Below are 14,134 nucleotides of genomic sequence, written 5' to 3' on the forward strand. Positions count from 1 at the left end.
CTCCGGGTGCGCCTGGGTGCCCACGAAGAACGGGTGCTGCTCGCGGGGCAGCTCGATGTACTCCACGAGGCGCCCGTCGGGCGACAGGCCGGAGAACCGCAGCCCGGCCTGCTCCAGCCGTTCGCGGTAGGCGTTGTTGACCTCGTAGCGGTGCCGGTGCCGCTCGGAGACCTTCGCCTCCCCGTACAGGGCGCGGACGACGGAGTCCTCGGCGAGGTCGGCGGGGTAGAGCCCGAGCCGCATCGTCCCGCCCATGTCGCGCTCACCGGCGACGACGTCGACCTGGTCGGCCATGGTCGCCACGACGGGGTGCGCGGTGACGGCGTCGAACTCGGCGCTGCCGGCGTCGGCGAGGCCCCCGAGCGTCCGGGCGGACTCGATGACCATGCACTGGAGGCCGAGGCAGATGCCGAGCAGCGGGACACGGTTCTCGCGGGCGTGCCGGACCGCGCCGAGCTTGCCCTCGATCCCGCGAACACCGAACCCGCCGGGGATCAGCACGCCGTCCACGCCGTCCAGCTCGCGCTTGGCGCCCTCGGGAGTCTCGCAGTCGTCGCTCTTGACCCACCGGATATGGACCTTGGCGTCGTTGCCGAACCCCCCGTGGCGCAGCGCCTCGGTGACCGACAGGTAGGCGTCGGGCAGGTCGATGTACTTGCCGACCAGCGCGATCGTGACCTCGCGCGCGGGCTTGTGGACGCGCCGCAGCAGCTCGTCCCACGCGCCCCAGTCGACGTCGCGGAACGGCAGGCCGAGGCGGCGCACGACGTAGGCGTCCAACCCCTCCGAATGCAGCACCTTCGGAATGTCGTAGATGCTGGCGGCGTCGACGGCGGACACGACGGCCTCGCGGTCCACGTCGCACATCAGGCTGATCTTGTGCTTGAGCCCGTCGGTGATCGGCCGGTCGGAGCGGCACACGATCGCGTCGGGCTGGATGCCGATGGAGCGCAGCGCGGCGACCGAATGCTGCGTCGGCTTGGTCTTCAGCTCCCCGGACGGGCCGATGTAGGGCAGCAGCGACACGTGCAGGAAGAAGCAGTTGTCCCGCCCGATCTCGTGCCGGATCTGCCGCACCGACTCCAGGAACGGCAGCGACTCGATGTCCCCGACCGTCCCCCCGACCTCGGTGATGACGATGTCGACATCGCTGTCGGCCATCCCGCGGATCCGGTCCTTGATCTCGTTCGTGATGTGCGGGATGACCTGCACGGTGTCGCCGAGGTACTCCCCGCGCCGCTCCTTGGCGATCACGTTGGAGTACACCTGCCCGGTGGTGACGTTGGCCGACCCGTGAAGCTCGGTGTCGAGGAACCGCTCGTAGTGACCGATGTCCAGATCGGTCTCGGCCCCGTCGTCGGTCACGAAGACCTCGCCGTGCTGGAACGGGTTCATCGTGCCCGGGTCGACGTTAAGGTAGGGGTCCAGCTTCTGCATGGTGACCCGCAGGCCACGCAGAGTGAGAAGCCGTCCAAGGCTGGACGCCGTCAGTCCCTTGCCGAGGCTGGAGGCGACACCGCCGGTGACGAAGAGGTGCTTGGTAGGACGTGACCTACCAGTGGCTGCCGAAGGCAAGAAGACACTCCCGTGGTCGTTGCGAGGCGAACAGGCTCACTGTCCACGGGCCACCAGAATAACAGTCCCATTGCAGTGCCCTCGGCGTCGGGCCCTGGAGGCCCTCCTTCAACGGGCACTGCGGCGATCGCTGGCATCGCTCCGACTCGCCTAGCGGCTCGCTGCGCGATCAGGTTCTCGCTTCGCTCGCACCTGGCTTCGCACGCGATCGCAACGTCCCGGTCGTCGACCGCTGGGGTTCGTACATTCTTCCCGGTGCGGTGTGCTGACCGCTGTGCCTGATGCAGCGATCCCCACAGCGCCCGCCGAAGGCTAGTGCGCTACAGCTAGCGCCTGACGCCAAGGGCACTGCAATAAACACAGCGATCACCGTGGCGCCCGTTGGCGAAGCGCGTGCTGACGCCTGGCGTTGAGGGCATTGCAGTAGGTGGGTGGTAGTTGCCTCAGGTGTCGACGGCCTCAGCGTTGCGATCGCGTGCGAAGCCAGGTTCGAGCTTGCGAGAACCTGATCGCGCAGCGAGCCCCTGGGCGAGTCGGAGCGATGCAGCGATCGCCGCAGTGCCCGTTGAAGGAAGGCGCCCTAGCGCCTGACGCCGAGGGCAATGCTATATACGCGGAGCTCCGGTGGGCATGATGGTGCGGAGTTGTCTGGTTAGTTCGTCGATCAGGGAGCGGGCCTGGTCGGCGGCGTTGCGGGCGGCGTCGCGTTCTTGGGAGAGTTCGGCGATCTGGGCGCGCTGCTCGGTGACGGCTTGGGCGAGTTGGTCGACCCATTGGTCGCGTTCGGCGAGCTTTTCGGCGATGGCGTCGCGTTCGGCGGCCATTTGCCGCATTCCGGCGACGGCCTTGTCGCGCTCGCGGCCTGCCTGGTCGGCGCGGCCGCGGGCCAGGGTCAGTTCGGATTCGGCGCGGGCCTGGGATTGGACGGCGCCTTCGCGGGTGCGTTCGGCGGCTTCGCGGGCCTTGGCGTTGGCGTCGCGTTCGCGTTCGGCCTTCTTGGCGGCTTCCAGTGACTGGGCGGCGGTGTCGAGGGCCTGCTGGCGTTCGGTCTCGGCGCTTTCGGCGCGGACCGATGCCTCCTGGGCGCGGCGTTCGGCGTCCTGGCTCCGGCGTTCGGAGTCCTGGGCGCGGCGTTCGTTCTCCTGGGCGCGGCGTTCGGCGGCTTCGGCACGGCGGCGGGTCTCGTCGGCCTCCTTGCCGGCCGCGACGACGGCGTGCTGGAGGTTCTGCGCGGTCATCTCCGCGTCGGTGGCCTTGGCGCGCAGCGTCGACAGCTCGCTGTGCGCGGACTCCAGGGCGCGGGAGAGCTCTCCGGCCTGCTCGGCGACGCGGTCGCGTTCGGCTTCGGCGGATCGGCGGCCGCCGACGGCGTCCTCGACGGCGCGGAGGGCGTCGTCGCGGGCCTCGCTCATCGCGTCGCGCTGCTGTATGGCCTGCCGGACGGTGGCCTCGGCTTCGGCGACGCGGCGCTCGGCCTGCTCGGCCTGGGCCTGCGCCTGCTCCATCTGGGCGCGGGCCTGCTCGGCCTGCGCGCGCGCCTGGTCGGCCAGGACCCGGGCCTGCTCGGCTTGGCCGCGCGCCTGGTCGGCCTGCGCGCGTCCTTGCTGGGCCTGGTTCCAGGCGGCGGCCGCGTCGCGCTGGGCGGCCTCCTTCTCGCCCTGGAGCGCGGCGATCTGGGTGACGGCCTCGTTCTGGACCTCGGCGGCGCGGCGCTCGGCGTCGGCGACCTGGCGCTCGGCCTCGACGGCGCGGCGGTCGGCCTGCTCGGCCTGACCACGGGCGCGCTGCACCTCGCCCCACGCGGCCGCGGCGTCGCGCTGCGCCGACTCCTTCTCGGCCTGGACGGCCGCGAGCTGCGCGGCGGCCTCGTTCTGCGCCTCGACGACGCGGCGCTCGGCCTCGACGGCGCGGCGGTCGGCCTGCTCGGCCTGACCACGGGCGCGCTGCACCTCGCCCCACGCGGCGGCCGCGTCGCGCTGCGCCGACTCCTTCTCGGCCTGGACGGCGGCGACCTGGGAGGCGGTCTCGGTCTGCGCCTCGCTGACCTTGCGCTCCCCGGCGGCGAGCGCGTCGCCGATGAGGTCGGCCATCTGGCGGAGGCGCTCGACGATGTCCCAGGGCTGGGCCTCGGGCTGCTCGACCTCGGGGCGTGTCGCCTCGCCGGGCTTGGCCATCTGTATCGGCTGCTGGGCGGCCGGCACGGGCACGTCGGTGCCCCGTCCCATCGCGGGCCAGGGGGAGCCCGCGTCCGGGATCCCGCGCGAACCACCCGATCCGTTCAGCTCACTCACTTTGTTCCTCGCCTGGCGGCTCGGAGCCGCGTTCGCGGGGCTGCCATGGACATGGTGCTCGCTCACTCCTCGCCCTACGGCTCGTCGCTTCGCTCACGAAAGGCACTCTAGTGCCGACCCGCGGAGCGTTTGCCCAGTTTGGGGTTTAGTTTCTTGATCCTCAAGGTGCGTTGCCGCACGCCGGACGCCTGATCACACCCTGTGCGGGACCGCGCGGCCCCCCTCCACGGTGCCATGGGTCACATCCTCCGGGGGCGGGAACGCGGACACCGCGAGCGCTGGTGGGACAATCGCGCACCATGGAGCTTCGCACCCTGTATCCGCCGGTCGAGCCGTATGAGTCCGGGCTGCTCGACGTCGGCGACGGCAATCGGATCTATTGGGAGGTCTGCGGGAATCCCCAGGGGAAGCCCGCGGTCATGCTGCACGGCGGGCCCGGCGGCGGGTGCAGCGCGGCGCACCGCCGGCAGTTCGACCCCGAGGCGTACCGGATCGTGCTGTTCGACCAGCGCAACTGCGGCCGGAGCCTGCCGCACGCCAAGGACCCGGAGGTGTCGCTGGAGGCGAACACCACCTGGCATCTGGTGGACGACATGGAGCGGCTGCGCGAGCATCTCGGCATCGAGCGGTGGCTGGTGTTCGGCGGGAGCTGGGGCAGCGCGCTGTCGCTGGCGTACGCGCAGACGCATCCGGAGCGGGTGACCGAGCTGGTGCTGCGCGGCATCTTCACGCTGCGGCCGTTCGAGCTGTACTGGTTCTACCAGGAGGGGGCCTCGCTGCTGTTCCCCGACCTGTGGGAGAGGTTCGTCGAGCCGATCCCCGAGGACGAGCGCGAGGACCTCATGTCCGCCTTCCACGAGCGGCTCAACTCCGGTGACCGGGAGGTGCGGGTCGCGGCGGCCAAGGCGTGGTCGATGTGGGAGGGCTCGACGGTCACGCTGCTGCCGGACGCGGAGCTGGCGGGCGGGTTCGGCGAGCCGGACTACGCGGTCGCGTTCGCCCGCATCGAGAACCACTACTTCGTCAACGGGGGCTTCTTCGAGGACGGGCAGCTGATCCGGGACGTGGACAAGATCCGCGGCATCCCCGCCGTGATCGTGCACGGCCGCTACGACGTGTGCACGCCCGCGGCGACGGCCTGGGACCTGCATCGTGCCTGGCCGGAGGCGGAGTTCCACATCGTGGACGACGCGGGCCACGCCTACAGCGAGCCCGGCATCCTGCACCGTCTCATCGAGGCGACCGACCGCTTCGCTCGCTGAGCACCCCCCGATACGGACGTGCCTCAACGGCCCGCCCGTAGGTCCGGAACCGGGCGGGGGCCTCGCTTCCCGCGAGGCCCCGAACGGCCCCCGAGGTCGGCCGGAAACCCCCGGTTCTCTATCTCAGGCGCAAGGGGAGTCTTACCGTCCCATAAGCCAGGTCTGGACTTGAAGGCAAGTAAATGGGGCCTCTCAGGACGCGCGTGGACGCCTGTGCCCCCATCCGTCCCAGTACGCCGTGGACCGGCCGGACCTCCTCGGACACCCGCCGACGCCCGCGGTCGCCCCCGCGTTGTCAGGAAATCCGAGTGATTCACCTCACACAACCGATATACAAAATCTCTCGCGGCGACGCAACAAATCACTAAAGTGGCGCGCAAACCGGCCGCGCGCGGCGGAGTCCGCCCATTCGGTCGTCCCTCCTGCGTAGCGGGGGGAAAGACAGGCCCCGGCCCCGCGTTGACATGGCCGAAATAACCCCGAAATTCGCAAGCCTATTGCCCTACCCGCTGCGCGTCGGTTCTAAACATCTCGCCGATAACAATCCCGAGCGATCACGCAGCAAGATTCGCTAAGTTGCCTGGACATGGCAGCGCAACCCCTGGAATCACCGACCCGACGCCCCGCCGGCAACGAGACGAACGCGGACGTGCAACTCCAGGTGCCCAGCCTCGCCGACGGCCCGGAGCTATGGCGGCTCGCCCGGGACTCGCGGGTCCTGGACGTCAACTCGCCCTACAGCTACGCGCTCTGGTGCCGCGATTTCGCCGAGACCTCCGTGCTGGCCCGGATCGGTGGTGTCCCGGCCGGATTCATCACCGGCTACGTCCGCCCGGCCCGTCCCGACACGTGCTTCGTCTGGCAGGTGGCCGTCGCCGAGACCCACCGCGGGCGGGGCCTGGCCCGCCGGATGCTGGACCGGCTCGGCGACCGGCTGGCCGACCGCGGCCACCGGTTCATGGAGGCGACCGTGACGCCGGGCAACGCCGCCTCCACCGCGATGTTCGAATCCTTCGCCCGCGACCGCGGCTGTGGCCTGGAGCGCAGCCCCCTGTTCGGCGCGGAGCACTTCCCCGAGAGGGGACACGAGCCCGAGGTGCTCTTTCGGATCGGCCCGTTCACCGCCGTGAACTGACGGCGGTCACCCAGCGCGCCGGCGCCCGCCGAGGGCGACCGCCCGAGGCGGCCCCGCCGCCGCGCGAACCACCGTCCACCCGTCCCACGACCGTCCCGACCGCTCCATCCATCCGCTCCTTCTCCAACCTGCCGGAGGCAGAACATGGACGTTTTCGCCCGCATGGAATCGGAAGTCCGCGGCTACTGCAGGGGCTGGCCGGCGGTGTTCACCACCGCCCGGGGCAGCCACATCACCGCTGAGAACGGGCGCACCTACCTCGATTTCTTCGCCGGCGCGGGAACCCTGAACTACGGACACAACAACCCTCAGCTGAAACGCAGGCTGATGGACTATCTGGCCCGTGACGCGATCGTTCACAGCCTTGACATGTACACGACCGCGAAACGCGACTTCCTGGAACGGTTCAACGAGTACGTCCTCGGCCCCCGCGGGCTCGACTACAAGGTGCAGTTCCCCGGTCCGGCGGGCAACCACTCGGTCGAGGCGGCGCTGAAGCTGGCGCGCAAGTACACCGGCCGCGAGACCGTCGTCAGCTTCACCAACGCCTTTCACGGCATGACGCTCGGCGCGCTCGCCGTCACCGGGAATTCGATGAAGCGCACCGGCGCCGGGGTGCCGCTGGGCCACGGCGTGGCGATGCCGTACGACAACTATCTCGACGGGCGCACGCCCGACTTCCTGCTGTTCGAGACGATGCTGGACGACAGCGGCAGCGGCCTGGACAAGCCCGCCGCGGTGATCGTGGAGACCGTCCAGGGCGAGGGCGGCATCAACGTCGCCACCGCCGAGTGGCTGCGCCACCTCCAGGACCTGTGCCATCGGCAGGACATCCTGCTCATCGTCGACGACGTGCAGATGGGCTGCGGCCGCACCGGGCCGTTCTTCAGCTTCGAGGAGGCCGGGATCACCCCGGACATCGTCTGCCTGTCCAAGTCCCTCAGCGGCTACGGGCTGCCGTTCGCGGTCACGCTGATGCGCCGCGATCTGGACGTGTGGGAGCCCGGCGAGCACAACGGCACCTTCCGCGGGTTCAACCCCGCGTTCGTCACCGCCGTCGCCGCGCTGGAGGACTACTGGGCGGGCGCCGGGATGGAGAAGCAGACCCTCGCCAAGGGCCAGCAGGTCGAGACGGCGCTGAACGAGATCGCGCTCGCGCACTCGGGGGCCGTCGAGTGCGTCCGCGGCCGCGGCCTCGCGTGGGGCCTGGTCATGACCGACGCCGAGCTCGCGCCGAAGGTGTGCGCCGAGGCGTTCGAGCGCGGGCTGCTGATGGAGACCTCCGGCCCGGAGGGGGAGGTCGTCAAGCTGCTGCCGCCGCTCACCACCACCGAGGCCGACCTCGGCCGCGGCCTGGAGATCATCGCCGACTCGCTGGAGGCCGTCCGCTCGACGGTGCCCGCCTGAGCCGTCCTGGCCGTCCTGGCCGTCCAGGGCATCGAGGCGCATCCGGACCCACCCCGAAAGAGGAGATTCATGATCGTTCGTTCCCTTGAGGAGATCGCCGGCACGGACCGAGACGTGCGGGCCGAGACCTGGCGCAGCCGCCGCTTCGTGCTGGCCAAGGAGGGCGTCGGCTTCTCGCTGCACGACACCGTCCTGTACGCCGGCACGGAGACGAGGATGTGGTACGCCAACCACATCGAGGCCGTCTACTGCATCGAGGGCCAAGGCGAGCTGGTCAACGAGGAGACCGGCGAGAAGCACCCCCTGGAGCCCGGCGTGATGTACCTGCTGGACGGGCATGAGCATCACACCCTGCGGGCTCACACGGACGTGCGGACCGTCTGCGTCTTCAACCCGCCCTGTACGGGCCGGGAGGTCCACGACGAGAACGGGATCTATCCGCTGCTCACCGAGGAGGACGCGTGATGAGCATCATCGAGTCCCATCCCACCATCGACGACGCCTACCCCACCCGCAAGTGCGCCGAGGCCGCGCTGCTGTACCGGCAGGACCCCGTCGTGTACGCCGGCCCGGAGGCCGGCCCGATCGACGCCGCGACGCTCGACTCCTACGAGGCCAACGGCTACCTGTCCGTCGACGAGCTGCTCGCGCCGGACGAGGTGGAGGACTTCCGCGCCGAGCTGCGGCGGCTGGCCACCGATCCGCGGATCCTGGCCGACGAGCGCACGGTGACCGAGCGCGGCTCGGACGAGGTCCGCTCCATCTTCGAGGTCCACAAGATCAGCGAGGTCTTCGCCGCGCTCGTCCGCGATCCCCGCGTGGTCGGCCGGGCCCGGCAGATTCTCGGCTCGGAGGTTTACGTCCACCAGAGCCGGGTCAACTACAAGCCAGGGTTCACTGGCAAGGACTTCTACTGGCACTCCGATTTCGAGACCTGGCACGCGGAGGATGGCATGCCCCGGATGCGCGCGGTGAGCATTTCCATCGCGCTCACCGAGAACTTCGTGCACAATGGCGGGCTAATGATCATGCCTGGCTCGCACAAGACCTTCGTGGCCTGCGTCGGGGAGACCCCCGCCGACCACTACAAGGAGTCCCTGCGCGGACAGGAGGTCGGCACGCCCGACCCCAACAGCCTGTCGATTCTGGCCGACAAGCACGGGATCGAGCTGTTCACCGGGCCCGCGGGCTCTGCCACCATGTTCGACTGCAACTGCATGCACGGCTCGAACGGGAACATCACCCCGTTCCCCCGCTCCAACGTGTTCGTCGTGTTCAACAGCGTGGAGAACACGTGCGTCGAGCCGTTCTCGGCGCCCGCGCCGCGTCCCTCGTTCATCGGGGCCCGCGACTTCACCCCGGTCGGCGCCTGACCGCTCCAACTCGATATCCCCGACCCATCGGCCCCGCGCCCGCGGGGGGCTTCCGGCCCCCCGCGGGCGCGGCGGCACACCATCCAGGAGTTCAACGATGACTTCCTCGAGACGCGACTTCCTCCGTTCCGCCGTCCTGCTGTCCGCGGCGGTGCCGCTGGCCGCCGCGGGTTGCTCGACGACGGACCCGGACAAGGAGAAGTCGGGCGGCGGCTCGCTCGACAAGGCCAAGGACGCGGGCAAGATCACCGTCGGCTTCGCCAACGAGGCTCCCTACGGCTACACCGACAAGTCCGGCAAGCTGACCGGGGAGGCGCCCGAGCTCGCCCGCGTGATCTTCAAGGAGCTCGGGATCGACAAGGTCGAGGGGGTCCAGGTCGACTTCAGCGGCCTGATCGGCGGGCTCAACGCCAAGCGGTTCGACCTGGTCGCGGCCGGCATGTTCCCCACGCCCGAGCGCTGCAAGTCGGTGGCCTTCTCCGACCCCGAGTACGTGGCCAAGAGCGCGTTCATGGTCCGCAAGGGCAACCCGAAGGGTCTGCTGAAGCAGGAGGACCCCGGCAAGAAGGGCGTCAAGGTCGGGGTGCTGGAGGGCGCCGTCGAGCAGGGCTACGCCGAGAAGAGCGGGGTCAAGAAGGGCAACATCACCGTCGTGCCCGACCAGGCGAGCGGGTTCGAGAGCCTGAAGGCCGGGCGCATCGACTGCATCTGGCTGACCCGCATCTCGCTGGCCGACCTGCTGTCCAAGCACAAGGACGAGCCGTACGAGGTCACCCAGCCGTTCACGCCCGTCATCGACGGCAAGCCGCAGCTCGGCGCCGGGGCGTTCGCGTTCCGCAAGGCCGACACCGACCTGCTGAGCGCCTTCAACGGCAAGCTCGCCGAGCTGAAGAAGGGCAACCGGCTGCTGCCGATCCTCCAGCCGTTCGGTTTCACCCAGAGCGAGATGCCGGGCCCGGCCGACACCGCCGCCAAGTTCTGCCAGGGCTGATCCCGTGTCCGAAGTCCTCGACGGCTATGAGCAGTGGCTGAAGGGCGCGTGGATGACCCTCCAGCTCACGGTCTACGGCAGCGGCGTGGCGCTGGTGCTCGCCATGGTCTTCGGCCTGGCGGGCACCTCGCGGCACGCGTGGATCCGGGTGCTGAACCGCGTGTACGTGGAGTTCTTCCGCGGCACCGCGACGCTGGTGCTGCTGTTCTGGTTCTTCTACGCGCTGCCCCTCGTCGGCATCAAGCTGACCTCGACGATGTTCGCGGCGGTGCTCGCGCTCGGCCTGAACGTCGGCGCCTACGGCGCGGAGGTGGTGCGCGGCTCGATCAAGGCCGTGCCCCGGGCGCAGTACGAGGCGACGGTGGCGCTGAACTTCTCGCCCTACCAGCGGATGCGGCGCGTGCTGGTCCCGCAGGGCTTCGCGCTGATGCTGCCCCCGTTCGGCAACCTGCTGATCGAGCTGATGAAGGGAACGGCGATCGTGTCGCTGGTCGGCCTGGCCGACCTGACCCAGGTCTCCAAGAACCTCCAGAGCAGCACGGGCGAGACGGTCGCGGCCTTCTCGCTGGTCCTCGTCCTGTACTTCGTCATCGCGCAGGCCCTGCAGCTGTTCGTCCGCCTCGCCGAGCGCCGGGTGGACCGCATGCTCGGCCGGCGTCCCTCCCGTGAGCCCTCGCTCGGGACGATCGCGGCGGGCGCTCCGGGAGCGGGGGTGTCCAGCTGATGGAATGGGACTGGCAGTACTCGGGCGACATCCTCCCCGACCTGTTGCGGGGCCTGCGCTACACGATCATCGCGACGCTGCTGGGCTATCTGATCGCGGTCGTCCTCGGCCTGGTGTGGGCGCTGCTGCGCCGCACGCCGAACGTGGTCGTCCGCCAGACGGTGCGGTGGGTCACCGAGTTCATCCGGTGCACCCCGCTGATCCCGCAGCTGTTCTTCGCCTTCTATGTCCTGCCCTCCTGGGGCCTGACGTTCGGGAAGCTGACCGTCGGCGTGATCATGCTCGGGGTGCACTACTCGACCTACACCGCCGAGGTCTACCGGGCCGGGATCGCCGACGTCCCGCGCGGGCAGTGGGAGGCGGCGACCGCGCTGAACCTGCCGAGGTCGCGGGTCTGGCTGGGCGTGGTCCTGCCGCAGGCGATCCGCAAGGTGATCCCGACGCTCGGCAACTACCTGATCGCGATGTTCAAGGACTCGCCGCTGCTGCTGGCGATCGGCGTCACCGAACTGCTCACCTCCGCCCGGTCCGTGGGGGCCAGGACGTTCGAGTACCTGGAGCCGATGACCATGGTGGGCGTGCTGTTCATCGTGGTCAGCGTTATTTCCTCGATTCTCCTCCGCCGCCTGGAGAGGCGCTATGCCACCAACTGACACCACACCAGACACCCCGACGCCCGAGGAGGTGCCGGGCATCTCCGTGCAGAAGGGCGACGGTCCCGGGCCGTCGGCGGTGCTGCCGCGCGGGGGCGCGCCCGGCATCCGCTTCGAGAAGGTGGTCAAGCGGTTCGGGGCCAACGTCGTGCTCCGCGAGCTCGACTTCACCGTGGCGCCGGGCGAGCGCGTGACGCTCATCGGGCCGAGCGGTTCGGGCAAGACCACGATCCTGCGGCTGCTGATGACGCTGGAGAAGCTCGACGAGGGCCTCATCTGGATCGGCGACGACACGCTCTGGCACATGGACAAGGGCGGCAAGCGCGTCCCGGCCAACCAGCGGCACCTGCACGAGATGCGCAAGCAGGTCGGCATGGTGTTCCAGCAGTTCAACCTGTTCCCCAACATGAACGTGCTGCGCAACCTCACCGAGGGGCCGGTGCGGGCGCTGGGGGTGCCCAAGGACGAGGCGGTCGAGCGCGCCAGGGGCCTGCTGGACATGGTGGGGCTCGCCGACAAGATCGACGCGCATCCGTCGCAGCTGTCGGGCGGGCAGCAGCAGCGGGTGGCCATCGCGCGGGCGCTGGCGATGGAGCCGCGGGTCCTGCTGCTGGACGAGGTCACCTCGGCGCTGGACCCCGAGCTGGTCGTCGGCGTGCAGGACCTGCTGCGCGACATCGCCCGCGGGTCCGACCTGACGATGCTGTGCGTGACCCACGAGATGGGCTTCGCCAAGGACATCTCCGACCGGGTCCTGATGTTCGACGAGGGCCAGATCGTCGAGGAGGGGCCGCCGGACCGGATCTTCGGCGAGCCGTCCGAGCAGCGCACCCGGGACTTCCTCCAGGCGGTTCTCGCCTCCTGAGCCCCGGGCCGCCGCTCACCGCCCGCGTCGCCCGCGTCCCCGTCGCCCCGGGGGCGCGGGCGACTCCCGCGCCGTCGCGCCCTCCGCCGGGGCGCGGTCAGGCGACGCCCGGCCAGGCCCGCGCGACCACCTCCGTCCAGATCGGGACGGTGATGGCGGCGCCGGCCTGCCGCGCGAACTCGAAGGGCATCGAGCCCATGGGCGCCTTGCCCGGGTCGCGGGCGATCTGGGCGAGGATGGCCTCGTGGACGCCGCATCCCGGCTTCAGGCGGGGGTAGGCGGCGTGCGCCCGGTCCGCGAACCCCTCGGGCAGCGCGTCGACGCCCGGCTCGCCGACGTCCGGCCCGACGACGTCCAGCCCGGTGCCGGCGTGGGTGAGGGAGATCTCGGCGCGCATCCGGGTCGCGATGCCGCGGCTGGTGTGCAGGGCGATCGCCTCCCAGACGATCTGGACCCGGTCGTCGGCGAGCCCGTGGTCGCGCAGGAACGCGGCGGCCACGTCCGCGCCGTCCACCTCGAAGCGCTGGTCGCCGTCGCCCTGCGCGGTCAACCCCACGTCGTGCAGGACGCACGACAGGAACAGCACCTCGTCGTCGTAGTCGGAGCCGGGCCGCAGACCCCGCGCCCCGCCCACGGCGCGGGCGAACAGGTAGGTACGGGCGCTGTGGTGGGCGACGGAGGTCGGCTCGGTGTCGAAGACCAGGTCGTACGCCTTGCGGGTCAGGTCGGTGTCGGGCATCGCGAACTCGGCGAAACGGTCGGCCACGGCGGTCTCCTCGAAGGTCATCGGACGTCCCGGGGACGTCCCGGACGGACGCCACCGATCGTCCGACAGGGGCGGGAGACCCGGCCAGTGTCCGGACTGCCGATGTGCGCTACGTTCTGGCCATGCACATCATCGCGGTCCTCGCCCTGGACGGGGTGGTGGCGTTCGACCTGGCCGTCCCGGGCCAGGTGTTCGGCTCGTCCACCACCGACCGCGACGTCCCGCTGTACGAGACGCGGGTGTGCACCGGGCCCGGCGGCGCCCTGACGTCCGCCCAGCTCGGACGCATGCGGGTGGAGACGCCGTTCGGGCTGGACGCGCTGGCCACGGCCGACACGATCGTCGTGCCCGGCCACGACGACCTGGCGAGCCCGCCCGGAGAGGTGCTGGACGCCCTGCGCGACGCGGCGGCGAGGGACGCGCGGATCGCCTCCATCTGCGTCGGCGCGTTCGTCCTGGCCGCGGCCGGGCTGCTGGACGGGCGGCGCGCGACCACGCACTGGCTGTACGCGCGCAGGCTGGCCCGGCTCCATCCGGGCGTGGAGGTCGACCCGTCGGTGCTGTTCGTGGACGGCGGGCAGGTCCTGACGTCCGCGGGCGTGGCGGCGGGGATCGACCTGTGCCTGCATCTGGTCCGCCGCGACCACGGCGCCGCGACGGCCGCGCGGACCGCCCGCCGGATCATCATGCCGCCGCAGCGGGACGGCGGGCAGGCGCAGTACATCCGGCACGAGGACCCGGCGGACGGCGGCACCGCCCTCCAGCCGGTCCTGGCCTGGCTGGAGGCCAACCTGCACCGCCCGCTGACCCTGGACGACATCGCCCGGCACGCGTCGGTCAGCGTCCGCACGCTGACCCGCAGGTTCCGGGAGCAGACGGGCACGACGCCGCTGCGGTGGCTGTCGGGCGCCCGGATCCGCCGGGCGCAGGAGCTGCTGGAGGGCACGGACCTGCCGGTCGAGCGGGTCGCCGCCGCGTCCGGGTTCGGGTCCCCGGTGACACTGCGCGCCCACTTCGCCCGCCGGGTGGGCGCCTCACCGCAGGTCTACCGCGACACCTTCCGCGCCCGCGCCCCATGACGGCGCGGCGCGC

General features: G+C 70.6%; 13 protein-coding genes. 10 read left to right on the top strand and 3 right to left on the bottom strand.

Translation table 11 applies throughout. The features are described from left to right. Positions 1-1,575 (bottom strand): CTP synthase (locus tag E1298_RS15300; protein WP_131893649.1); only part of this gene is annotated, 1,575 nt, incomplete at its 3' end. A gap of 605 nt (positions 1,576-2,180) precedes the next feature. Then, on the bottom strand, positions 2,181-3,866 hold the full coding sequence (locus tag E1298_RS15305; RefSeq protein ID WP_131893651.1) for a coiled-coil domain-containing protein: 1,686 nt from the start codon (positions 3,864-3,866) through the stop codon (positions 2,181-2,183). Positions 3,867-4,165: 299 nt separating this feature from the next. Here E1298_RS15305 and pip point away from each other — a divergent pair, with 299 nt between their 5' ends. The 9 genes from pip (at position 4,166) to ehuA (ending at position 12,276) form a co-directional block, all read left to right on the top strand. After that, positions 4,166-5,128, top strand: a complete 963-nt coding sequence (gene pip, locus E1298_RS15310; RefSeq protein ID WP_131893653.1) for a prolyl aminopeptidase — start codon at positions 4,166-4,168, stop codon at positions 5,126-5,128. 586 nt (positions 5,129-5,714) lie between these two features. Continuing rightward, positions 5,715-6,263 (top strand): diaminobutyrate acetyltransferase, encoded by a 549-nt coding sequence (gene ectA, locus E1298_RS15315; RefSeq protein ID WP_131893655.1) that lies wholly within the window; start codon positions 5,715-5,717, stop codon positions 6,261-6,263. A gap of 144 nt (positions 6,264-6,407) precedes the next feature. Next, on the top strand, positions 6,408-7,670 hold the full coding sequence (gene ectB / locus E1298_RS15320; RefSeq protein WP_131893657.1) for a diaminobutyrate--2-oxoglutarate transaminase: 1,263 nt from the start codon (positions 6,408-6,410) through the stop codon (positions 7,668-7,670). Between the two features lie 69 nt (positions 7,671-7,739). Next, entirely contained in the window at positions 7,740-8,135 is a 396-nt protein-coding gene (locus E1298_RS15325; RefSeq protein WP_131893659.1) for an ectoine synthase, read from the top strand. Further along, entirely contained in the window at positions 8,135-9,043 is a 909-nt protein-coding gene (gene thpD / locus E1298_RS15330) for an ectoine hydroxylase (RefSeq protein ID WP_131893661.1), read from the top strand. Before E1298_RS15325 ends, thpD begins: the two co-directional genes overlap by 1 nt. Before the next feature lie 97 nt (positions 9,044-9,140). Then, positions 9,141-10,034 (top strand): ectoine/hydroxyectoine ABC transporter substrate-binding protein EhuB, encoded by an 894-nt coding sequence (gene ehuB, locus E1298_RS15335; protein ID WP_131893663.1) that lies wholly within the window; start codon positions 9,141-9,143, stop codon positions 10,032-10,034. Between the two features lie 4 nt (positions 10,035-10,038). After that, complete coding sequence (ehuC, locus tag E1298_RS15340; protein ID WP_131893665.1) at positions 10,039-10,758, top strand: ectoine/hydroxyectoine ABC transporter permease subunit EhuC; 720 nt, start codon at positions 10,039-10,041, stop codon at positions 10,756-10,758. Next, complete coding sequence (gene ehuD / locus E1298_RS15345; RefSeq protein WP_131893667.1) at positions 10,758-11,411, top strand: ectoine/hydroxyectoine ABC transporter permease subunit EhuD; 654 nt, start codon at positions 10,758-10,760, stop codon at positions 11,409-11,411. The genes ehuC and ehuD overlap by 1 nt, the downstream gene beginning before the upstream one ends. Then, positions 11,398-12,276 (top strand): ectoine/hydroxyectoine ABC transporter ATP-binding protein EhuA, encoded by an 879-nt coding sequence (gene ehuA / locus E1298_RS15350; RefSeq protein ID WP_131893669.1) that lies wholly within the window; start codon positions 11,398-11,400, stop codon positions 12,274-12,276. The genes ehuD and ehuA overlap by 14 nt, the downstream gene beginning before the upstream one ends. 97 nt (positions 12,277-12,373) lie before the next feature. Here the strand turns inward: ehuA and E1298_RS15355 are convergent, their stop codons facing one another. Beyond that, on the bottom strand, positions 12,374-13,063 hold the full coding sequence (locus tag E1298_RS15355; RefSeq protein WP_131893671.1) for an HD domain-containing protein: 690 nt from the start codon (positions 13,061-13,063) through the stop codon (positions 12,374-12,376). 101 nt (positions 13,064-13,164) lie between these two features. On the opposite strand from E1298_RS15355, the gene E1298_RS15360 reads away from it, so the two are divergent. Then, positions 13,165-14,121, top strand: a complete 957-nt coding sequence (locus E1298_RS15360; RefSeq protein WP_131893673.1) for a GlxA family transcriptional regulator — start codon at positions 13,165-13,167, stop codon at positions 14,119-14,121. The last annotated feature ends 13 nt before the right edge of the window (positions 14,122-14,134 follow it).

The sequence above is a fragment of the Actinomadura rubrisoli genome, from assembly GCF_004349215.1.
GTDB classification, from domain to species: Bacteria; Actinomycetota; Actinomycetes; order Streptosporangiales; family Streptosporangiaceae; genus Spirillospora; species Spirillospora rubrisoli.

Bases quoted from the DNA above. Each gene is read 5' to 3' on its own strand.
- pip (WP_131893653.1), top strand. From the start codon at position 4,166: ATGGAGCTTCGCACCCTGTATCCGCCGGTCGAGCCGTATGAGTCCGGG.
- ectA (WP_131893655.1), top strand. From the start codon at position 5,715: ATGGCAGCGCAACCCCTGGAATCACCGACCCGACGCCCCGCCGGCAAC.
- ectB (WP_131893657.1), top strand. From the start codon at position 6,408: ATGGACGTTTTCGCCCGCATGGAATCGGAAGTCCGCGGCTACTGCAGG.
- E1298_RS15325 (WP_131893659.1), top strand. From the start codon at position 7,740: ATGATCGTTCGTTCCCTTGAGGAGATCGCCGGCACGGACCGAGACGTG.
- thpD (WP_131893661.1), top strand. From the start codon at position 8,135: ATGAGCATCATCGAGTCCCATCCCACCATCGACGACGCCTACCCCACC.
- ehuB (WP_131893663.1), top strand. From the start codon at position 9,141: ATGACTTCCTCGAGACGCGACTTCCTCCGTTCCGCCGTCCTGCTGTCC.
- ehuD (WP_131893667.1), top strand. From the start codon at position 10,758: ATGGAATGGGACTGGCAGTACTCGGGCGACATCCTCCCCGACCTGTTG.
- ehuA (WP_131893669.1), top strand. From the start codon at position 11,398: ATGCCACCAACTGACACCACACCAGACACCCCGACGCCCGAGGAGGTG.
- E1298_RS15355 (WP_131893671.1), bottom strand. From the start codon at position 13,063: ATGACCTTCGAGGAGACCGCCGTGGCCGACCGTTTCGCCGAGTTCGCG.
- E1298_RS15360 (WP_131893673.1), top strand. From the start codon at position 13,165: ATGCACATCATCGCGGTCCTCGCCCTGGACGGGGTGGTGGCGTTCGAC.